This window comes from Pseudomonas sp. PA-6-3C (assembly GCF_021605825.1).
Lineage (GTDB): Bacteria > Pseudomonadota > Gammaproteobacteria > Pseudomonadales > Pseudomonadaceae > Aquipseudomonas > Aquipseudomonas edaphica.
Genome location: NZ_WKDV01000064.1, coordinates 1 through 21,766, shown reverse-complemented (window position 1 = coordinate 21,766; position 21,766 = coordinate 1). Strand labels below are relative to the sequence as shown.

Sequence of the window (21,766 nt, the reverse complement as noted above, 5' to 3'; positions counted from 1 at the left end):
GTTAAGGAAGCTGCGGATAAATAATCAAGAGCAGGGCGCCTTTGCGATAGCGCTTGCCACCCGGTGGCAGTTGCCCTTCTTCGCGGTGTTCGCTGGTGCTGTGCACGCGCATCAGCACACCGACCGAACCTTGCTGGCGCGCCTGCGCAAGCCAGGTCTGCACGCTGTCCAGGTCGACCTTGCGGTGCACCGAGTCGGCGTACTTGAGGCCATAACGCAGCTCGCCTTCGGTGTCGTAAAACGCCACTTCCGTGCGACCCAGGCGCCAGGACAAGGCCGACGCCGAGCCCAACTCGTTGCTGATCAAAGCATGGGTTTGTTGCAATTCGTCCAGATGCTCAAGCACGAACTGGTCGGGCATTTCGGTATCGGTGATCATTTCCGGCATGCCCGCCGGCAGCAACGCCACCAGCAAACCGATGCCCAGTGCCGGCATTGCCCACAGGGTCAGCGGGCGCAGCGCTTGCAGCAGGTTGGCGAGGATCCAGGCCAGCAATACGATAAACGCCAGGGACAGGCTGAACATCTCCGCGTGGCTGTTGCCGTACATCGGGTTGCTGATTTGCAGGTAGATCAATGCCACCATCGCCGCCAGGCCAATCACGGCGTTTACCAGCCCGTTGATCAGGATCGCGCGGGCCTTGCCTTGCTGGATCAAGTCGATCAGCGCGTGGCCCATCAACAAGGCCAGTGGCAGCAGGCACGGCATGATGTAGGTCGGCAATTTGCCGCGGCTCATGCTGAAGAAGGCCAGGGGCAACAGCAACCACAGGGCCAGGAACACGATGGCCGGCTGGGCTTTGTCTTTCCAGGTTTTGATCAGTGTGGCTGGCAGCAACGCCGCCCAGGGCAGGCAGGCGACCACCATGATCGGCAGGAAGAACCACCAGGCCCGCGCATGCTGGGCATTGTCGGCAGAGAAGCGACGGATATGCTCGTGCCAGAAGAAGAAACGCCAGTAGTCAGGCTCCTGCAAGTGAATGGCCAAGGCCCACGGCACACACATGATCGCGGCGACCACAATGGCCAGCGGGCCGTAGCGCAACAATTCGCCCAGGCGGCGCTGCCAGAGGATATAGGGCACGGCGATCAGCACGGGCAACAGCCAGGCCAGAAAGCCCTTGGTCATAAAGCCCATGCCGCAGGCCACGCCCAGCACTGCCCAGGCACCCAGACGGCTACGCGAGGTGCGGCTGTCGAGGGCAAACCACAGCGCTACCAGGCTGAGGTTGACCCAGAAGGTGAATTGCGGATCGAGGTTGGAATAACCTGCTTGCCCAGCCACCAGCCCGAAGCTCATGTAGAGCAGGGCGCAGGCGAAGCTTTTGCGTGGGTCGTTCCACAGGCGGCGGGCGATAAGGTAGGCCAGCACCACGCTCAGGCCGGTGGTCAAGGCCGAAGCCACACGCACACCGAACAGGTTTTCGCCGAACACCGCCTGCCCGAGGGCGATCAGCCAATAGCCGGCGGCGGGTTTTTCGAAATAGCGCACACCCATGAAGTGCGGTGCGACCCAATTGCCGCTCTGGAGCATTTCCTGGCTGATCTGGGCGTAGCGGGTTTCATCCGGGATCCACAAACCGTGCAGGCCCATGGGCAGTAGATAGAATACCGCGAAGGCCAATAGCAATAGAGGTAAGGGTTTAAGCAGTCGAGTCATGAAAACGTCGCTCCTTGACGTTTAATGGCGAAGTAAGCAGATGTGTAAAAGTTTGTAGGAAGAATCACTAAGTTCACTAAGTCGATGAAAGTATTCATGACGTCCAATAGTAGCGGGCGCAGTTGAACATGCCAGAACAGGGCTGTCGTTTTGCTGAACATGAAGAAAGTTATAGGTAAAAAAGTGTCTATAGCTTTTTAAGTACGGCGGCCCAGGCGGGGCCTTTCATGATGCCAAGCGTCTCGAATTTGCCGTTGACCAGTACACGCACGAACAGGGCACTGCCGTACTCGGAGAACGTCGCATGGGGGTAGCCCAGGGCGCTTTCGAAGTCGGCAATACAGCCGCTGTGGGTGACAAAGACGAGGTTACGACCAGGTCGTTTGCGGCTGAGCAGTTCTTCATCGATGTCCTCGCCACAGATGGTCTTTTCCCCAGCGGTCAGCTCGGCTTTGCCGAACATGAAGTGCGAGGTCTGTACCGTGCGCAAGGCCGGGCTGGCAACGATGTCGCTGTTTTCCAGGCCCAGTAGTTTGAAGGCCTTGCCCACTTCTTCAGCGCGTTGGGTGCCGACGGTCGTCAGGCCTTCAGGTGCGCCGAAGCAGGCATTGGGCGAGCGGTCGCAGCGCTCTTCGTGACGCACCAGCACGATCAGGTCGCCATTACGCCAGGCCGGCAGCACTTGCGAGGTCAGCAGGCGATCGCCGACGCTCAGGTCGCGCGGCGAGAACGGCCACACCAGGAAACCGGCGAGCAGCAAGCCGATACCGGCAAGGCCCGCCCACCACTTTCGCAGGCGCTTGAGATAGCCCCGGCGTGAGCGCGGTTTGGTCAGGGTAAGGTCAACCACATCATTCACCATGGGCACTGTCTTCAGTGTTTTATTCAAATAGGCGCAACGCACTGACGGATGCCCGTAGTTGAAGCGGAGCGTGTCATAGCGCTGCTGTCTTTTGGCTGAACATCCGACGGTTAAAAGTTGCCGTGGGCGGTAACTAACAAGTTGCCGTCTAGCGACGCATGGCGGGCAATTTAGAGGGGCGAGGGTGGGCAAGCGGTGAAATCCATGTGAAAAATTTGCGTGGGGCCGTCAACCAGCCGTTATGCTCGTTTGCAGTCCTTTAAACGAGCGTGTTTATGTTGCAGGTGCAAGGTGTTGTTAAAAGCTACGCCACCCCGCAAGGTCCACTGCCGGTGCTGGCGGGTGTCGACCTGTACCTGGGAGAGCGTAGCAGCCTGGCGCTGATGGGCGAGTCGGGCAGCGGAAAAAGTACGTTGCTGCATCTGGTCGCCGGGCTCGACCGTGTGGACAGTGGCACTGTTCAGGTGGGCGAGCAGCGCCTGGACCAACTGAGCGAGGCGCAACTGGCGCATTGGCGGCGTACCGAAATCGGCCTGGTGTTCCAGCAGTTCAACTTGATCGGCAGTTTGCGTGTCGACGACAACCTGGCGTTCCAGGCACGTCTGGCCGGGCGCTTCGACCCGCAATGGCAGGCGCAACTGGTCGAGCGCCTGGGCCTGGGCGACTTGCTCAAGCGCTATCCCGAACAGCTCTCCGGCGGCCAACAACAGCGGGTTGCGGTGGGGCGTGCGTTGGCCTCGCGCCCCGGCTTGTTGCTGGCGGATGAACCTACCGGCAATCTCGACGAGGCCACCAGCGATGACGTGCTGCAATTGCTGCTGGACCTGCTGCGAGACAGCCCCACCAGCCTGCTGATGGTGACCCACAGCCCGCGCATCGCCGCGCGCCTGGACCGCCAGGTGGTGTTGCGGCGCGGGCGTGTGGTCGCTTGAGATGAGGGTATTTTATTGGGCACTGCGCGCACTGTTGAGCCATTGGCGACGGCACCCGGTGCAGTTTTTCAGCGTGCTCACCGGCTTGTGGCTGGCCACCGCGTTGTTGACCGGCGTGCAAGCCCTTAACAGCCAGGCGCGCGACAGCTATGCACGTGCCAGCCAATTGATCGGCGGTGAGCCCCAAGCCAGCCTGACTGCGCCGGACAGCGCGAGCTTCCCGCAAGCGCTGTTTGCCGAACTGCGCCGCGCCGGCTGGCCGGTGTCGCCGGTGGTGCAGGGGCGGCTGCAGCTCAAGGGGCATGAAGATCTGCGCCTGCAATTGATGGGCATCGAGCCGTTGTCCTTGCCCGGTGGCGGTGCTGTGGCGGGGCAGCGCTTGAGCCAGGCGCAGATGCTCGGGTTTTTCAACCCGCCTGGGCAAACCTGGATCGCCGCGCAAACCTTGCAGGCGTTGGGGTTGCAGGCCGGTGCGCGACCGTTGACGGCGAACGGCCAACGGTTGCCACCATTGCAGGTTCAGCCTGACATGGCTCCCGGCCTGTTGCTGACCGATATCGGCTTCGCCCAACCGTTATTGGACATGCCGGGGCGTCTGTCGCGCCTGCTGGTGGACAAGGCCTTTGCCGCCACCCACCCGACGCCTCCCGCCGCGCTGCAACTCAAGCAAGGCGAGGACAACAACCTCTCGCGCCTCACCGAGAGCTTTCACCTGAACCTCGATGCCTTGGGTTTTTTATCCTTTGTAGTCGGCCTGTTTATTGTCCACGCCGCCATCGGCCTGGCCCTGGAGCAACGCCGTGGCTTGCTGCGTACCTTGCGTGCCTGCGGGGTCAGCGCGCGCCTGCTGATCGTCAGCCTGGCGGTTGAGCTGGGCGTGTTGTCGTTGCTGGGTGGCGTGTTGGGTGTGATCAGTGGTTACCTGCTGGCCAGCCTGTTGCTCCCGGATGTGGCCGCCAGCCTGCGCGGGCTGTATGGCGCCGAGGTGGCGGGCCAATTAAACCTCAGCCCGTGGTGGTGGCTGGCCGGCTTGGGCTTGAGCCTGCTCGGCGCGCTGCTGGCGGGCGCCAGCAGCCTGTGGCGCGCGTCGCGTTTGCCCTTGCTGGCGCTGGCCAATGCCCAGGCCTGGCATGAGGCACACCGGCGCTGGCTGCGACGTCAGGGTTGGGTGGCGGCTACTGCGTTGGCGATTGCAGTGCTGGCGCTGTGGTGGGGTAACAGCCTCGCCGCCGGGTTTGTGCTGATGGCAGCCTTGCTGCTGGGCGCGGCGCTCGGCCTGCCGGTGGTGCTCAATGGCCTGTTGACGGCGGTGCTTGGACGTAGCCGTTCGGTGTTGGGCCAGTGGTTTCTTGCCGACTGCCGCCAGCAGTTGCCGGCCTTGAGCCTGGCGCTGATGGCGTTGCTGTTGGCCCTGGCGGCGAACATTGGTGCGGGCTCCATGACTTCGGGGTTTCGCCAGACGTTCAATAACTGGCTGGAACAACGCCTTACCGCCGAGCTGTACCTCAACCCGCAAAACCCGGCCCAGGCTGAGCAGCTTTCCACCTGGTTGGCGCGGCAACCGCTGGTGCAGGCGGTGCTGCCCACCTGGCAGGTGGCGGTGCAATTGCAGGGCTGGCCGGCGGATGTGTTCGGGGTGGTCGACGATCCGACCTATCGCCAGCACTGGCCGCTGCTGCAAGCCGTCAGCGCACCGTGGGATCAACTGTTGGAGGGCGATAGCGTGATGCTCAGCGAGCAATTGGCGCGCCGCTTGAAGGTGGGCCTGGGCGACGCCATCAAGCTCCCCACGCCGCAAGGCGTGTGGTCGCCAAAAGTGGTGGGGGTTTACGCCGACTACGGCAACCCCAAGGGCCATCTGCTGGTCAATTCGCAACACCTGCTGGCGCACTGGCCGGGCCTGGCACCGGCGCGCTTCAACCTGCGCGTACTGCCCGGCAATGTGCCGGCGCTGGTGCAGGAGGTGCGGCGCGCCTTTGCCCTGGAGGACAGCCGCATCGTCGATCAGCAGCAGCTCAAAGGCTGGTCGAGCCAGGTGTTCGAACGCACCTTCGCCGCCACCGCGGCACTCAACAGCCTGACCCTGGGTGTCGCCGGTGTGGCGCTGTTTATCAGCCTGCTGACCCAGAGCCAAAGCCGCCTTGGCCAACTCGCACCGCTGTGGGCGCTGGGCGTGACGCGCCGGCAACTGATGCTGCTCAACCTCGGCCAAACCTGGCTGCTGGCGGTGTTGACGCTGGTACTGGCCTTACCCTTGGGCCTGCTGCTGGCGTGGTGCCTGGACGCGGTGATCAATGTGCAGGCATTCGGCTGGCGCTTGCCGCTGCAAGTGTTCCCGTGGCAGCTGGCGCAATTGCTGGGGTTGGCGATGCTTGCCACGCTGCTGGCCTCGGCCTGGCCACTGTGGCAGTTGTACCGCAGCCGCCCGGCGGATTTGCTGAGGACCTTTGCCCATGAAGATTAACCCCTGGTGCTGGGCCGCCGTGTTGCTATTGACCGCCTGCGACAAAGCCCCCGCGCCGCAGGAAAGCTTCGCCGGCCTTGGCAGTGAAGCGGCGGATTTCGCCCAGGTGGTGCCTGGCAAGGTCTTCAGCTTTCCCGAAGACCACGGCCCGCACCCCGGCTTTCGCATCGAATGGTGGTACGTCACCGCCAACCTCAAGGATGCCCAAGGCCATGTGTTCGGCGTGCAATGGACGTTGTTTCGCAACGCGCTCAAGGCCGGGCCGGTACACGCGGGCTGGCGTGACTCGACGATCTGGCTGGGCCACGCCGCCGTCACCTCCGCCACCCGGCATTACGCCGCCGAGCGCTACGCCCGTGGCGGTGTTGGCCAGGCCGGCGCCCAGGCAGCGCCGTTTACTGCCTGGATCGACGATTGGAGTTTTGCCACCCGGCCCGATGCCGCCAGCGCCTTGGCCGATATGCAACTCAAGGCCACAGGCCCACAGTTTGCCTACGACTTGCACCTGACTTCCAGCCGCCCGCTGGTGCTGCAAGGTGATAACGGCTACAGCCGCAAATCCGATCAAGGCCAGGCGTCCTACTACTACAGCCAGCCGTTTTTTACCGCAGCAGGCAATGTCACTCTCGACGGCACCACCTACCAGGTCAGCGGCCCGGCCTGGCTCGACCGCGAATGGAGCAGCCAGCCCCTGGCCGCGAGCCAGACCGGCTGGGACTGGTTCTCCCTGCACCTGGACGGTGGCGAGCAGTTGATGCTGTTTCGCGTGCGGCAAAAGGACGGCGCGGGTTACCTGACCGGCACCTGGATCGACCAGCAAGGGCACACCCAGACCCTGCATAACGCCGATATTCAACTCATACCGCTGGCTACCACCGAGGTTGACGGGCGCGCTGTTCCTACGCGCTGGTCACTGAAAATTCCCGGCAAGCAACTGGATATCACGCCCCAGGCCGTCAACCCGAAGGCATGGATGAACCTGAGTATCCCGTACTGGGAAGGGCCGGTGCAGTTTGACGGTGGTGTGGGGTATCTGGAGATGACCGGGTATTAATCGCGGGTTTTTGTAGGCGATTTTTCTCTGCCGAGTAGGCAACTTCCCAAATGTGATTTCCCGCGCCCGCCCTTGTGTGCGGGCCGCCTGTGCTTGCCTATATTCCGACGCCATCTTCATTGCATCCGGGATGGAAGGCATGGCGCAGGGGTTCATCAATGACCGCACAACGGACTACGGCAGTTTGAAATCCAGGGCGATGGGCGGGGCGCCAAATCGTCAGCGTTCTGATCACTTTGACGTGTTGAACCGGCACTTACGTACTGGCCTGGTAACACCGGGGCAACTGGTAATTATCCCTGACGACTTCAGCTTCAGCTGTCGCAGTGAAGAAGCTTGGTTGATGCGTTATGGCGAGCAGATTCGCTGGGGGCTGGAGCCATCGGCCGGTTCGGCGGTAATCAATAACTACGATTTGCTGCAGAGCTTGCTGGCGAACGGCTCGATTGGTATCGGCAGCGCCACGTCGGCGTGGGCACGGCATCTGGATGAGGTGGCGCAGACCCTGGAAGCGATTGAGCGCTTGCATCAGCGGTTGAAGGGCGGTGGGTTGGAGCGGGGAGAGTTTGCTCGTCAGCGCCAAGGGCTGTTTCGGCAGTTGGACGCGCAACTGCAAGGCGCGGCGCGGTTTGGCACGGGGTTGCGGGGCAATCAATCGTTGAAGAAGGTGCTAGGGATATCGACCAAAAGCTTTCTGCATAAGGGTGAGATTGCGGGGTATGCGCAGCGGGTCGGGGACGTGGCGCAGGTGTCGAAGTGGTTGGGGAAGGGCACTTATGTGGGGTTGGCATTGGATGTGGGAGCAGCAGGATTAGAGATCAAGGAGGCGTGCGGGATGGGAAGGGAGGCGCAATGTAGAAGGGCGAGGTATGTGGAAACGGGAAGGTTGGTGGGGGCGGTGGCAGGTGCCGCTGTGGGCGGAAAATATGGTGCAGCCATCGCTCGTCGTGCATGCAACATCGTGTTGGGTATTTCTATGAAGGGGAATGGTGCGCTTGCCTGTGGCGTTATTGGAGGCGCCGCTGGAGGGTATGGCGTAGGCAATGAAGGTGGTGATTATGGAGCGCTTCTGGGTGGGAAAATCCTGGAGGTCAATGGTGATTTGATCTTCGAGCCAGAGGGCGCGTAACCATGGATTTTTTTCTGGTCTACTCAATTGTGTGGTTTGTTTGGATGTTCGTCGTTCTGGGGCTGATGCTTTTTGCCGAATATACAAAACTCGATGAGGTGGAAAGTTACTTCAGTCACAACGAGCGGGTTCGTGGCAACAAACGTTTTTGGAGACGAAAGGAGTGGATTGACAGGCAGTACCGCATGTTGCTGATTTTTGAGTTTCTGTCCGATTCAAAGCGCCACGTGAAAGCCGGTGTTGTGACCGAGGCCGAACTGGCGTCTGTGCCTTTAGCGCTCAAACGCTGGGTGTTATGGCCCTATTACCTGGGGTTTACCTGGCTGATCACAACCGTGGTCTGGTCCGTTTGGCGCAGGTGGGGTGACTTACCTATTTGAAGGAGATTAATTTTTTCTAAAAAATACTGTTCATGCATACAGTATTGTTCTACATTCCATCCCAGGTGACCGGATGTCACCGATCACCTGAGCATCAATTTTTTAACTATGGATGGATAAAAAATGAAACCAACCAAAGCCCTTATGCTGGGCGCGGCCATGATGGCCTCCTGCTTTATCTCGGCCTCTGCCCTGGCCGACCTGACCCTTCCCAAACTCACCCCCGGCACAGTCAGCCAAAGCGAGATTGACGCGCTCAAACCTGGCGGCACGCTCACTGCGGTGCCGATTTCGGAGGCGCTGCGGCAAAAGCTCCTGGATGCGCGAGACGGCAAGACCAAGGCGGTCACTAAAGCGGCCAGGTCCGCACCGTTCAACACCGTTATCGGCACGTTGAAAAAGCCGAGCCAGAGCGAGCTGAAAAGTGCAGCGGTCGCCGACTTTGTTCCGCTGTTTCCGACCCTGGATATCAACACCCTCTACACCATCAGCGAAGTGCAAACGGGCCAGGATTTCCCTTACCACTTCAACCTGCCAAAAAGCGCGCGGGTGCTGGTGCAGTTGATCAACCAGAGTGCCGGCGCCGACATGTCGCTGAGCCTGTTCCGCGACGACGGCCAAGGCAACCTGCAACTGCTGGCCACCGCTGATAACGCCGGCAATGCCGATGAATACATCGACGGCGTGCTGCCGGCTGGTGACTACTACTGGTACATGGTGGCCAAGACCGCCACCAACGCGCAGTTCAGTTTCGGCGTGGCGGCAGACACCAACATCGATGCCTTCGAGCCCAATGACGCGCCGCAAGATGCTTTTGCGCTGCCGGACACCATGAACAAGGTGAGCGGCAACCTCGACAACGCCAACGACGTCGATTACTTCGACTTCAAGGCCGTGCGTGGCCAGGCCGTGAGCATGTACCTGGCAGGCGATGACAGTGGCAGCCGTAACCAATGGATCTTCGAGCGCTTTGATGGCGTCAACTGGATCGTCGTACCGGCCGGCTCTACGTCCACCTACCCGAGCGTCACGCCGGGTACGACGGTCAAGGTGCGTGTGCGGGCCAACCCGGCCGTGACGCAGGATCCAAGCAAATATTACAAGTTGAGCCTCGGTTCTGCGCCACGGCTGAATACCTCGCAGGTAACCGGTGACAACATCGTGCGGGTGCCGGCATCGATATTCTGGATGGCGACGCAGGCGGGGCGCACATTGAACTGGACCACCAACTGGTCCGACTCCACGGGCGCGCCGCTGCTGGGCGTCACACCTGTGCTGCGTGTCGACAAGCGCTTTGAGGGCACCGAGTTTCATTGGACCGACTTCAAGGCCACCACCAACAGTGCCGGCACATCCCAGGCCAGTGCTGCGCTCGGTACCTGCTTTGGCGATAACCGTGTGCAGTACCCGGACAGCAGCACCGGCGTGCAGTACACCTGGGACACCACCTTCAACTTCGGCGGCTGGCGTATCGAGCTGGACGAGTTCCCGGGCGTGGGTGTCGGCGGTGATAACGTGCAGTATGTGACCTTTGGGCACATCTGCACCCAGGACATCATCCATTGATACCGTGATGTAAATCAGAAGGGGCAGCCTGAACAGGCTGCCCCTTTTTGTTATTCGCCGGCCAGCGCCAGCTTCAACGGCAGGCGCGCCATGCTGGTACTTGTGAGCGAGCCCAGGTACAACCAGTCGCCGTATTCGCGTGCGGTAGTGACCGGCGAGAAATTGCCCTCAGTGCCATCCTGCAAGTTGGCGATGACCTTGCCATCGATGTCCAGCCCCAGCACAAAGGCTTTGCGCTCGATGGGCTTGGGCACCACCATCAGTGCGCGCACCATCACCTTGCGCAACAGCGGGTAGCCGGCGAAACCGTCCAGCAACGGGTTGCGCGGCGAATACAGGGCAACCCAGAAGCGATCGCGGCCATTGAAACTGAGGTTGTCCGGCAGGCCCGGCAGGTTGTCGATAAACAGGTCATGGGTGCCGCTGCGCTCGCCCTTGAGCCAGTAGCGGCTGATACGGTAGGCGCCGGTTTCATTCACCAGTACGTAGTTTTCATCCGGCCCCAGGGTCACGCCATTGGCAAATTGCAGCCGGTCCAGCAACACCTCTGTGGTGCCGTTGCTGAAGTCATAGCGCAGCAACCGGCCGTCGCCACCATGCTCAATCACTGCTGTGCCGTCCTGGCCATAGCCCCAGCGGCTTGATGCGTCGCTGAAGTAGGCATAGCGCCCGCTGGCATCGACGGTCACATCGTCGGTGAGGCCAAAGGGTACGCCGTCAGCGCTGCTGCTCAATGGCTTGAGTTGGCGGTTGGCATCCAGGGCAAGCAACCCCTTGACCCCATCGGCAATGATCAAGCGCCCATCTGGGTGCAACGCCAGGCCGAGCGGGCGGCCGCCGGTGTTGGCGAGTACTTCCAGGGTGTGGCTGTCCGGCGAGGTGCGGATGATGCGCCCGTCTTGCAGGCCGCTGATCAGAAAGCCCTGGGGGTCGAGCAGCAAGGCTTCGGGGCCGGCGATGTCCTGTGCGCCGATTTTTTCAATGCCCTTGAGCCGCTGGTTCTCGGCGTAGGCGCCGTCTTTGAGCGAGGGCGCCTTGGGCGGCGACCAGTTCACCGGTTGCACTTTGGTGGGCATCAGCAGCAGAAAAGCGATGACTGCAAGCAGCAGTACGAACAGCAAATGGCGCAGTTTTTTGGGGCGGGTACTCATGACTATTCCTGGTTGTCGTGGGCGTTCGGCTCCCAGTGCAGGGTGCCGAACAGGTAATCCATCAGGGGGAGGACGATATTGAAGTTGCGCCCCTGCATCAGCTCACGGCGATGATGCAGGGCATGTAACTGGTGCATCTGGTGAATCCATGGCAAGCGCGCCACCGGGTGCTCGGCGGGCAGGTGTTCGCAGGCGTGAAACACTTCGTAAAGTAAATACCCAAGGATCATGCACCCGGCAAACAACCCGGCGACGTTGGGGCTCAATTGTTTGAGCAGCCACCAGGCGGGCAGGGTGATCGCCAGGCTGTGCAGCACGATCAGCCAGGCCGGGAATAGAATCACACGCCAGTCTCGCGGGCTGTCATAGGTCATGTGGCCGGGAGTAAAGAAACTGTGGTGGTCACCCGTGTGGCGCGCATAGAACAGCCGGGCCAGGCTGTGTTTGTGATGACCCAGGTGGCGGTGTACGAGGTAGATGCACAGGTTGAAGAACACCAGCGTCAGCGGCACGGTCAGCCACTGGAGCGCAGTGATGTGCGCGGTGGAGGACCAGGCCAGGGCGATGCAGGCAAGGCCGTAGCCCAGCACGAAACTGGCGTGCAGCCAGGGGTTGTATCGGGCGCTCACGGCGGCGCGGTAGCCGGCGCGGAAGGTCTCGGTGGGATGGGCCATGGCGGCACGCTCTGGTTTTTTTGTTGGAGCCTGAGCTTAGTTGTTACGCGCAATAGTGCGAGTTTTTGCGCAGTACGCGGTTCAAGTGTGGGAGCTGGCTTGTGTGGAAACAGGCTTTTGTGGGAGCTGGCTTGCCTGCGATGCAGACACCTCGGTGTGTCAGGTAGAGCGAGTAGATGCTATCGCAGGCAAGCCAGCTCCCACACTTGAACCGCGGGCGACCGACGGGGGCTTGCACAGGCCTGATTTACTTGCTAGCTTCTCGCAAAATGTTATCGATAACATTTGCTCTAAAAATAAAAACAAAACAGAGAACCACGCCATGAAAATGCTCCCGAAAACCCTGTGTTTACTGGCTGTCAGCATCACCCTCGGCGCAACCAGCGCAGCGTTTGCCGACGCCGCCAAACCGATCCGCATCGGCGCTTCCTTCCAGGAAATCAACAACCCCTATTTCGTCACCATGAAAAACGCCCTGGAAGAAGCCGGCGCAACCATCGGTGCGAAGCTGATCATCACCGATGCCCGCCATGACGTGTCCAAGCAGGTCAGCGACGTCGAGGACATGCTGCAAAAAGGCATCGATATCCTGCTGATCAACCCCACCGACTCGGTTGGCGTGCAATCGGCGGTCAAATCTGCGCACGCCGCGGGTGTGGTCGTGGTCGCAGTGGACGCCCAGGCCGACGGCCCGTTGGACTCCTTTGTCGGTTCAAAAAACTTCGACGCCGGCTTCCAGGCCTGTGAATACCTGGCCAAGAACATCGGCGACAAAGGCAATATCGCGATCCTCGACGGCATCGCCGTGGTGCCGATCCTTGAGCGTGTGCGCGGCTGCAAAGAAGCGGTGGCCAAGCACCCGGACATCAAGATCGTGAGCATCCAGAATGGCAAGCAGGAACGTGACCAGGCGCTGACCGTCACCGAAAACATGCTGCAGGCCCAGCCCGGCCTCAAGGGCATCTTCAGCGTGAATGACAACGGCTCCCTCGGCGCACTGTCGGCCATCGAAGCCAGCGGCCTGGACGTAAAACTGGTCAGCGTCGACGGCGCACCGGAAGCCATCAAGGCGATCCAGAAGCCCGGCAGCAAGTTCATCGCCACCTCGGCGCAATACCCGCGCGATCAGATCCGCCTGGCTCTGGGCATCGCCCTGGCCAAGAAGTGGGGCTCGCAAGTGCCGGCCACCATTCCCGTCGACATCACCTTGATCGACCAGGCCAAGGCCAAGGACTTCAGCTGGTAAATCGCCCCGGCCCCACGTGAACCGTGGGGCTTGAGGTCTCCTTCTGAATACGAGGTCGGCGGCATGAGCAGTCTTCTGAAGCTGGAAAATATCTGTAAGCGCTATCCGGGCGTACAAGCCCTCAAGTCCATCAACCTGCAGGTCGAACGCGGCGAAATCCATGCGTTGCTGGGTGAAAATGGCGCGGGCAAGTCGACCCTGATGAAGATCCTCGGCGGCGTCGAGCATCAGGACGAAGGGCAGATTTTAATCGATGGCCAGGTGCAAAAGTTTGCCACTTACCGCGATGCGATCGCCGCCGGTATCGGCATTGTGTTCCAGGAATTCAGCCTGATTCCCTATCTCACGGCGGTGGAAAACATCTTCCTCGGGCATGAGTTGAGCAACCGCTTCGGCCTGCTGCGCAAACGTGAAATGGTCGAGGCCAGCCAGGCGTTGTTCAAGCGCCTGGGCGTGAGTATCAACCTGCGATGTGCGATCAAGCACCTGAGCGTGGCCGAGCAGCAATTCGTCGAAATCGCCAAGGCCCTGGCCCTGGATGCGCGCCTGTTGGTACTCGATGAACCGACCGCTACGCTCACGCCCAGCGAAGCCGAACTGCTGTTCGAGATCATGCGCGAACTCAAGCGCCAGGGTGTGGCGGTGATCTTTATCTCTCACCACCTGGAGGAGATTTTCCAGGTGTGCGACCGCATCAGCGTGCTGCGCGATGGCGGTAACGTGGGCGTGACCGACGTGGCCGACAGCGATATCGACCGGCTGGTCGAGATGATGGTCGGCCGCCGCCTGGAAAACAGCTTTCCACCCAAACCCACGAAAGACCGTGGTCCGTTGTTGCTGGAGGTCAAGGACATCCAGTTGGTACGCAATGGCCCGCGCAACAGCTTTCAGTTGCACAAGGGCGAGATCCTCGGCTTTGCCGGGCTGGTCGGCTCCGGTCGTACCGAACTGGCGCTGGGCATGATGGGTGCGCTGCCGTCGGTGAGCAAAGACGTGTGGTTGCGCGGCGAGAAAGTCAGCCTGGATGACCCGGCGCAAGCCTTGGCCCACGGCATCGGGCTGCTCCCGGAAAGCCGCAAGAGCGAAGGGCTGATCACCGATTTCAGCATTCGCGAAAACATCTCCCTGAACAACCTGCCCAAATATCAGAACGCCACGGGCCTGATCGACAAGAGCAAAGAGTGCGCCAGCGTCGACGCGCTGATGCGCCAGCTGTCGATCAAGGCGCCCAGCGGCGAAAGCCGGGTGTTCAACCTCAGCGGCGGCAACCAGCAAAAGGTTGTGATCGCACGCTGGATCAACCACCACTGCGACGTGCTGGTGTTCGATGAACCCACACGCGGCATCGACGTCGGCGCCAAGGCGCAGATCTACGCCCTGATGCGCAGCCTCACCGAACAAGGCTACGCGATCATCATGATTTCTTCCGAACTGCCCGAAGTCATTGGCATGTGCGACCGCGTCGCCGTGTTCCACAAGGGCGCCATCGTCAAGCTGCTGGAAGCGGCCGCCGTCAACCCACAAGAGGTCATGCGCCATGCAACAGGGGGCTCAAGTGAATAGGTCCATTAATACCGGCGACACCCGCCGACTGCGCCTGAACCTGGCACGGCTGGTGCGCTCGCCGGCGTTTTATCCCTTCGTCGGGTTGGTGGTGGTGACCCTGGTGATGATCTTTGCCAGCGATAACTTCCTCACCACCAGCAACCTGTCGAACATTGCGCGCCAGGTGTCGATCAACGCGATTATCGCGGTGGGCATGACCTGCGTGATTCTCACCGGTGGCATCGACCTGTCGGTAGGCCCGGTGATGGCGCTGTCGGGCACCTTGACCGCAGGGCTGATGGTCGCGGGCCTGCCGCCGGGCCTGGCGATTGGCGCCGGCCTGCTGATCGGCGTGGCCTTCGGCATCGGCAATGGCGTGTTCGTCGCCTACCTGCACATGCCGCCGATCATCGTCACCCTGGCGACCATGGGCATCGCCCGTGGCCTGGGCCTGATGTACACCGACGGCTACCCGATTTCGGGGTTGCCGGAGTGGTTCGGTTTCTTCGGCCGCCAGAGCCTGTTCGGCGTCGACGTGCCGATCCTGATCATGCTGGTCACCTACTTTGCCGCCTATGTGTTGCTGCAACACACGCGCATCGGCCGCTACATCTACGCCATCGGCGGCAATGAAGAAGCGGTGCGTTTGTCGGGCGTGCGGGCGGCGCGCTTCAAGTTGCTGGTGTACGGCATCAGCGGCCTGACCGCAGCGATTGCCGGTCTGGTGCTCACCTCACGCTTGATGAGCGGCCAGCCGAATGCCGGCGTGTCGTTCGAATTGGATGCGATTGCGGCGGTGGTCCTTGGCGGTGCGTCGATTGCCGGCGGGCGCGGGGTCATTGTCGGCACCTTGCTCGGCGCGATGCTGCTGGGCGTACTCAATAACGGATTGAACATGCTCGGGGTCTCGCCCTACGTCCAGAGCGTGATCAAGGGCGGGATCATTTTGCTGGCGATTTTCATCAGCCGTCAGCGCCATAAATAAACACCTGACAAGAAAGGACCGAACACATGGACAAGCACACCGAGATGCAAGCCGTCGTTTGCCACGGCCCGAAAGACTACCGCCTGGAACGCATCGGCAAACCCAAGGCGCGCCCCAATGAGCTGGTGATCCGCATTGCCGCCTGCGGCATCTGCGCCAGTGACTGCAAGTGCCATTCCGGCGCGGCCATGTTCTGGGGTGGCGATAACCCGTGGGTCAAGGCACCGGTGGTGCCGGGCCATGAGTTTTTCGGTTACGTGGAAGAGGTGGGTGAGGGCGCCGAGGAACACTTTGAAGTCGCGGTGGGCGACAAGGTGATCGCCGAGCAGATCGTGCCGTGCGGCAAGTGCCGCTTCTGCAAGTCGGGCAAGTACTGGATGTGTGAAGTGCACAATATCTTCGGCTTCCAGCGTGAAGTCGCCGAAGGCGGCATGGCCCAGTTCATGCGCATTCCCAAGACCGCCATCGTGCACAAGATTCCCGAGTCGGTGTCGCTGGAAGACTCCGCATTGGTGGAGCCGATGGCGTGTTCGATCCACACCGTCAACCGTGGCGAAATCCAGCTCGATGACGTGGTGGTGATCGCCGGTGCCGGTACGCTGGGGCTGTGCATGGTCCAGGTGGCTGCGCTGAAAACCCCGAAGAAACTGGTGGTGATCGACATGGTCGACGAGCGCCTGGAACTGGCCAAGCAATTTGGCGCCGACGTGGTGATCAACCCGTCCCGCGACAATGCCCGCGAGATTATCAACGGCCTCACCGATAACTATGGCTGCGACGTGTACATCGAAACCACGGGCGTGCCCGCCGGCGTGACCCAAGGCCTGGACCTGATCCGCAAGCTCGGGCGTTTTGTCGAGTTCAGTGTGTTCGGCGCCGAAACCAGCGTCGACTGGTCGATCATCGGCGACCGCAAGGAGCTGGACGTACGCGGCGCGCACCTCGGCCCGTATTGCTACCCGATCGCTATCGACCTGTTCGAGCGCGGCCTGGTGACGTCCAAGGGCATTGTTACCCATGACTTCCCGCTGGATGATTTTGCCGAGGCCTTCGCGTTGGCCAACTCAACCAAATCGATCAAGGTGCTGTTGAAGCCGGTGATTTGATCTATGAACTACGTAATGGGTGTCGATATAGGAACCCAGAGCACCAAGGCGCTGCTGGTGGATGGTCAAGGTACGATCATCGCCCAGCACAGCCAGGGGTATCGCGTCGATACCCCGAAAGTGCGCTGGGCCGAGCAATGGCCGCAGGTGTGGCTGGAGGCCGTCGAGGCGTGTGTGGCGCAGTGCATGGCCAAGTCCGGTGTGGCGGCCGGGCAGGTCAAGGCGCTGTGCATCAGCAGCCTGTATGGCGGTTCGGGGATTGCCGTTGACGCGCAGATGACGCCGCTGCACCCGTGCCTTATCTGGATGGACCGGCGTGCCGGCGAGCAGGTGGCGTGGGTGCGTGAGCACCTGGACCAGGAACGCTTGTTCGAAGTAACGGGTAACTCGGTGGACAGCTATTACGGCTTCACCAAGATGCTCTGGCTCAAGCAGCATCAGCCGCAGGTGTGGGCCGACACGCGCTACCTGCTGCCGCCCAACAGCTATATCAACTGGTGCCTTACCGGCGAATTGGCGGTGGACCATAGCAGCGCCGGCAATATCGGTGGGGTTTACGATGTGAAGGCGCGCGGCTGGTCCGCCGAGATGCTCGATGCATTGGGCATTCCACAGGCCATGATGCCCGAGCGATTGGTGTACTCCGGTGACGTGGTGGGCGGTTTGCTCGAAAGCTGGGCCACGCGCCTGGGCTTGCAGGCAGGCACGCCACTCCTCGCCGGCGGTGTGGATGCGGCGATGGCGACATTGGCAGCGGGTGTTACGCAGCCGGGTAACCATGTGGCGATGATCGGCACCAGCATGTGCTGGGGGTATTTGAACCAGCACGTGGACGCACATCACGGCCTGGTGAGCATGCCTCACGTCTACAACGGCCATCGAGACCTGTACATCTTTGGCGGTGCGATCACCGCCGGGGCGTCGGTCAGCTGGTTTCGCGAACAGTTCTGCCAGGCCGAAGAACAGCAGGCCCAGGCCACCGGCCAGGACAGCCTGGTGTTGCTGGAGCAGAGCGCCACCCAGGTTCCGGCGGGCAGCGAAGGTTTGTTGTTTTTGCCGTACCTGATGGGCGAACGCAGCCCGGTATGGGACGACCGCGCCAGCGGCAGCTTTGTCGGGCTGAACCTGTATCACAGCCGTATTCACCTGTACCGCGCGGTGCTTGAAGGCGTGAGTTTTGCCCTGCGCCACAACATTGAAGCCGGTACCCAGGGCGCGCATTCGCTGGACCCACGCCTGATCGTGGTGGGTGGCGCGAGCCATTCGGATTTGTGGATGCAGATTATCGCGGACGTCACGCGTTACCCGGTCTACACCATTGTGCAGGAGGTGGAAGCGGCCTTGGGCGCAGCGTTGCTGGCGGCGCATACGGTGGGCTTGGTGAGTGATGACGAGATGGACAAAGGCTGGGTGCAGCTGGAACTGCGGGCGCAGCCCAAGCGCGAGAATGTCATGACGTATGACCGGGCGTTTGCCGAGTACCTGAAGCTGTATCCGGCCCTCAAGCCGATCATGCATAGCCTGCAAACCAACTGACCCAACACAGATCAAAAATGTGGGAGCTGGCTTGCCTGCGATAGCGGTGTATCAGTGAAAAATGTGCTGACTGACCCACCGTTATCGCAGGCAAGCCAGCTCCCACAGGGATCTTGATTGTCTATCGAGAAGTGACCATGACCACCACCTTCAACTTCACCCGCCAGCGCATTCTCGTCACTGGCGCCAGCAGCGGCATCGGTCGCGAAATCGCTCAACAGCTGATTGCCGCCGGTGCCGAAGTCTTCGCCCTTGGCCGCGACGCGCAAGCCTTGTCACAGCTGGGCTGCAACAGCTTATGCGTGGATATCGCCGACAGCATCGCCCTGGACAAAGCCCTGTCAGACTTGCCGCCGCTGAACGGCCTGGTCAACTGCGCCGGTATCTCACGCCTGGAGCCCGCCGCCGCCATCAGCGCGGAGGCGTTCGATCAGGTCATGCAGGTCAACGCCCGCGCCGCCGCACAGGTCGCCAGCCGAGTGGCGGCAAAAATGATCGAAGCGAAAATCCCCGGCAGCATCGTCAATGTCTCAAGCCAGGCGTCACTGGTGGCGCTGGACGATCACCTCGGCTACTGCGCCTCCAAGGCCGCGCTGGACGCGATCACCCGCGTGCAGTGCGCCGAGTGGGGCCGCTTTGGCATTCGTGTGAACAGCGTCAACCCCACGGTCACACTTACGCCAATGGCGACAAAGGCCTGGTCGGATCCGGCCAAACGCGACCCGGCGCTGGCGGCCATTCCGCTGGGGCGTTTCGCACAAACCGTGGAAGTCGCATTGCCGGTGCTGTTCCTGCTCAGCGATGCCGCCAGCATGATCAGCGGCGTGAGCCTGCCGATCGATGGCGGCTACACCAGCCGCTAGCCGTTTTCCAGCACGCCGGCGATCACCACTTTGTCCCGTGGCTTGTACGGGTCTTGCAAGCGGTCAAGCAGCAGGCGTACCGCGCTGCTGCCGGCCAGTGAGGCGTCGTGGGCCACGCAGGCGATCGGCACGCCGAAGATATCGGCGAAGGGCAGGCGGTCGATGCCGCAAATGGTCAGGCTGTCGTGGGGGATGTTGTGCATGCGCAAGGCACGCAGGGCGCCGAGGGTGATCAACTGGTTGAAACCCATGATTGCATCGGGCGCCGAGTGCTCGGCCAGGTAGTCGAGGGTGTGCAGGTAAGACGGCATCAGCGTGTAGTCACCGGCCTGCACTTCGACCTGAACATGGGGGTGTTCAGCCAGCACTTCGCGCAACCCTTTGAGGCGCTCCACGGTGATACGTGAGTGCTGCGGGCCGGTCAGCACCAGCAGGCGTTTAAGGTCGGGTGTCTGGCGCAGCAGGTAGTGCGCGGCCTGGATACCGCTGTGGTAGTTGTCGAGCACCACGCGGCTGAACGGGCTGTCGTGGATCGTGCGGTCGAGCAACACCACCGGAGTTTTGCCGTTGCCCAGGCGCTCCAGATAGTCGGGTTGGTAGCTGGGTTCGTCCGAGACCGGCGACAAGATAATCCCCGCCACGCGATAGCCCAGCAGGGTATCGACGGCTTTGCTTTCGAGTTCTTCCAGCTCATCGGTGTCCACCAGCATGATGGTGTAGCCGTGCTTCTTCGCCTCGCGGGAAATCGCCTTGATCATCTCGCTGTAGAACGGGTTGTCGACGGAGGCGGTGATCACGCCGATGATCAGGCTTTCACTGCGCTTGAGCCCGCGTGCGAAGGCATTGGGCACGTAGTCCAGCTCGCGCGCCACTTCGAGAATGCGCGCCAGGGTGGCGGGCTTGACCAGGTCGGGCTTGCTCAGTGCGCGGGACACCGTGATGGTGGTCATGCCCACCCGTTCGGCGATGTCGCTGATGGTGACGGACTTTTTCTTGTTCATCGGTAAGGCTGCGCTGGGAAACATCCGCAGGCTAGCATGCGCGCGGGCGTAGGGTGATTCAAATCAGCGGGTCCCAGCGTTGTGACCAGTCGCTTTCGGCCTTGACCACCTCGCGCAGCAGCCCCAGCGCCTGCTGCAATACCGCCGAATCCCGCGCCCGTGAGTAGACCAGATAGGTCGGGAAGCTGAATTCCGGCGCTTTCGGGACGCGCTGCATGACGCCGCTGTCCAGGTAGCTTTGCACCACCCGCGTGCGAAAATACCCGGCGCCGCCATTTTCCAGGATGTACTGCAGGGCCAGCGGCCCGAGGTTGAAACTCAACGCGGCGCGGGCTTTGTCGGGCAGCGCGGCGTCGTGTTGCTGGCGAAAGCCCTGGCCCCAGTCGATATACACGTAAGGGGCGGGTTTGCTTGTTAACTGCACCAGGATCAGTTTTTCTTCCAGTACTTGCTCGACCTGCAGGCCAGGCCAGTATTGCGGCTGGAATACCAGCGCGGCATCGAGCACGCCCAGTTCCAGTTGGCGCAAGAGGTATTCACCTTCACGCACTTCGGTGCGCAGCGCATGGCCGGGGATCTGTTCGCGCAAGGCCTTGGCCCAGCCCAGCATCAACGGGTTGCACAGGCTGACTTCACCACCGATATGCAGCACGTTGCGGTAGCCATCGGGCAGCGGCAGGTCGCGCTTGGCGGCTTCCCAGGTTTGCAGCAATTGGTTGGCGTAGACCACAAACGCCTCGCCATCGGCGGTGAGCCTGGCGCCTGCGCGGTTACGCACAAACAGTGTGCTGCCCAACTGGCTTTCCAGGCTTTTGACCCGTGCGGTGATGGCGGTCTGGGTGACGTGCAGTTTCTCGGCAGCCGCGGCCAGGCTGCCGCAGCGGGTGATTTCGAGGAAGGTGCGTGCCAGTTCGATGTCCATGAAGCCCCCGGGGATGAATGGGGGACAGTGTAATGGAATGTGCTTGGAACTGGGGTGTGTGTGGGTTTGTTGGGGGGCTGGGTGTATATCCGTTATTTAGTTCACGGCGGCTTATGGTTCCGCTCTTACAGCGGGTCACTTTTGGCAAACGCCCGGAATGCCGGCCCAGCCAAAAGTAACCAAAAGGTCTTCTCCCCACCACTCGGCACCTCGCTAATGCTCGGTGTGCCCGCACTCCGGCTTGAATCCGTGGGCCGCCGCGATGGGCCATCCTTGGCCCCGCGCGGCTAACCCGGCGTCCTGCCGGGTTACCCACGGATTCAAGCCTGCGTTCGGCCATCGTGGTTAACGGGGCGCCTCAGATCAAAAGCAAGATCAAAAGCAGAGCACGGCGGCCTAGTAGCCGACCTGAGTGGTTGAATCAAAAACGAAAGGCGAAAGGCGGATTTGCATACACTGAAGAGCTGCTTTTTTGTGGGAGCTGGCTTGCCTGCGATGCAGACACCTCGGTACATCAGGCACACCGAGTTGATGCCATCGCAGGCAAGCCAGCTCCCACCTTTGACCGAGTATGGCTCTGCTGTTGCTGTTGCTGTTGCTGTTGCTGTTGCTGTTGCTCCGGCCCTTACATCCTTTTCGATGACGAAGTCAGCGGTCTTTTGATCTGCGCTTTTGATCTTGATCTGAAAT

The 21,766-nt window shown here is 61.3% G+C and carries 18 protein-coding genes and 1 pseudogene; 12 read left to right on the top strand and 7 right to left on the bottom strand.

Annotated elements, in window-relative coordinates; translation table 11 throughout:
- Position 1 precedes the first annotated feature (1 nt).
- Positions 2-1,660: a lipid IV(A) 4-amino-4-deoxy-L-arabinosyltransferase gene (gene arnT / locus GIW48_RS27980; protein ID WP_236461837.1), complete on the bottom strand. Its 1,659-nt coding sequence runs from the start codon at positions 1,658-1,660 to the stop codon at positions 2-4.
- A gap of 187 nt (positions 1,661-1,847) precedes the next feature.
- Positions 1,848-2,522, bottom strand: a complete 675-nt coding sequence (locus GIW48_RS27975; protein WP_236461834.1) for a histidine phosphatase family protein — start codon at positions 2,520-2,522, stop codon at positions 1,848-1,850.
- A 275-nt stretch (positions 2,523-2,797) separates the two neighbouring features.
- Here GIW48_RS27975 and GIW48_RS27970 point away from each other — a divergent pair, with 275 nt between their 5' ends.
- The 6 genes from GIW48_RS27970 (at position 2,798) to GIW48_RS27945 (ending at position 10,047) form a co-directional block, all read left to right on the top strand.
- Positions 2,798-3,454: an ABC transporter ATP-binding protein gene (locus GIW48_RS27970; protein ID WP_017139562.1), complete on the top strand. Its 657-nt coding sequence runs from the start codon at positions 2,798-2,800 to the stop codon at positions 3,452-3,454.
- A gap of 1 nt (position 3,455) precedes the next feature.
- Positions 3,456-5,918: an ABC transporter permease gene (locus GIW48_RS27965; protein ID WP_236461831.1), complete on the top strand. Its 2,463-nt coding sequence runs from the start codon at positions 3,456-3,458 to the stop codon at positions 5,916-5,918.
- Positions 5,908-6,972 (top strand): lipocalin-like domain-containing protein, encoded by a 1,065-nt coding sequence (locus tag GIW48_RS27960; protein WP_236461828.1) that lies wholly within the window; start codon positions 5,908-5,910, stop codon positions 6,970-6,972. The genes GIW48_RS27965 and GIW48_RS27960 overlap by 11 nt, the downstream gene beginning before the upstream one ends.
- A gap of 139 nt (positions 6,973-7,111) precedes the next feature.
- Complete coding sequence (locus tag GIW48_RS27955) at positions 7,112-8,101, top strand: hypothetical protein (protein ID WP_099549996.1); 990 nt, start codon at positions 7,112-7,114, stop codon at positions 8,099-8,101.
- 2 nt (positions 8,102-8,103) lie between these two features.
- On the top strand, positions 8,104-8,481 hold the full coding sequence (locus GIW48_RS27950) for a hypothetical protein (protein ID WP_017139558.1): 378 nt from the start codon (positions 8,104-8,106) through the stop codon (positions 8,479-8,481).
- 123 nt (positions 8,482-8,604) lie between these two features.
- Entirely contained in the window at positions 8,605-10,047 is a 1,443-nt protein-coding gene (locus GIW48_RS27945; RefSeq protein ID WP_236461825.1) for a hypothetical protein, read from the top strand.
- Positions 10,048-10,097: 50 nt separating this feature from the next.
- Here GIW48_RS27945 and GIW48_RS27940 read toward each other — a convergent pair whose 3' ends face one another.
- On the bottom strand, positions 10,098-11,198 hold the full coding sequence (locus GIW48_RS27940) for an SMP-30/gluconolactonase/LRE family protein (protein ID WP_169988698.1): 1,101 nt from the start codon (positions 11,196-11,198) through the stop codon (positions 10,098-10,100).
- Positions 11,199-11,200: 2 nt separating this feature from the next.
- Positions 11,201-11,872, bottom strand: a complete 672-nt coding sequence (locus GIW48_RS27935) for a sterol desaturase family protein (protein WP_236461823.1) — start codon at positions 11,870-11,872, stop codon at positions 11,201-11,203.
- Positions 11,873-12,194: 322 nt separating this feature from the next.
- On the opposite strand from GIW48_RS27935, the gene GIW48_RS27930 reads away from it, so the two are divergent.
- The 6 genes from GIW48_RS27930 (at position 12,195) to GIW48_RS27905 (ending at position 19,153) form a co-directional block, all read left to right on the top strand.
- Positions 12,195-13,118 carry a substrate-binding domain-containing protein gene (locus tag GIW48_RS27930; protein WP_099549975.1) on the top strand — a complete coding sequence of 308 codons (924 nt, stop codon included), beginning with the start codon at positions 12,195-12,197 and terminating at the stop codon, positions 13,116-13,118.
- Between the two features lie 63 nt (positions 13,119-13,181).
- Positions 13,182-14,681, top strand: a complete 1,500-nt coding sequence (locus tag GIW48_RS27925; RefSeq protein WP_236461821.1) for a sugar ABC transporter ATP-binding protein — start codon at positions 13,182-13,184, stop codon at positions 14,679-14,681.
- On the top strand, positions 14,656-15,648 hold the full coding sequence (locus tag GIW48_RS27920) for an ABC transporter permease (protein ID WP_017139553.1): 993 nt from the start codon (positions 14,656-14,658) through the stop codon (positions 15,646-15,648). Before GIW48_RS27925 ends, GIW48_RS27920 begins: the two co-directional genes overlap by 26 nt.
- Before the next feature lie 26 nt (positions 15,649-15,674).
- A complete protein-coding gene (locus GIW48_RS27915; protein WP_017139552.1) occupies positions 15,675-16,754 on the top strand; it encodes an erythritol/L-threitol dehydrogenase in 1,080 nt (359 codons plus the stop codon).
- A gap of 3 nt (positions 16,755-16,757) precedes the next feature.
- Positions 16,758-18,290, top strand: a complete 1,533-nt coding sequence (locus GIW48_RS27910; RefSeq protein WP_236461817.1) for an FGGY-family carbohydrate kinase — start codon at positions 16,758-16,760, stop codon at positions 18,288-18,290.
- A 137-nt stretch (positions 18,291-18,427) separates the two neighbouring features.
- The gene (locus GIW48_RS27905; protein ID WP_099549978.1) at positions 18,428-19,153 is read left to right on the top strand and encodes an SDR family oxidoreductase; all 726 of its coding nucleotides are present in this window, start codon (positions 18,428-18,430) and stop codon (positions 19,151-19,153) included.
- Here GIW48_RS27905 and GIW48_RS27900 read toward each other — a convergent pair.
- The 3 genes and pseudogenes from GIW48_RS27900 to GIW48_RS27890 form a co-directional block, all read right to left on the bottom strand.
- On the bottom strand, positions 19,150-20,154 hold the full coding sequence (locus GIW48_RS27900) for a LacI family DNA-binding transcriptional regulator (RefSeq protein ID WP_138450709.1): 1,005 nt from the start codon (positions 20,152-20,154) through the stop codon (positions 19,150-19,152). The two genes, GIW48_RS27905 and GIW48_RS27900, sit on opposite strands and share 4 nt — an antisense overlap.
- A gap of 58 nt (positions 20,155-20,212) precedes the next feature.
- Positions 20,213-21,076 (bottom strand): LysR family transcriptional regulator, encoded by an 864-nt coding sequence (locus GIW48_RS27895; protein WP_058421059.1) that lies wholly within the window; start codon positions 21,074-21,076, stop codon positions 20,213-20,215.
- Positions 21,077-21,396: 320 nt separating this feature from the next.
- Positions 21,397-21,766 (bottom strand): annotated as a pseudogene (locus GIW48_RS27890) (hypothetical protein); the annotation flags it as partial.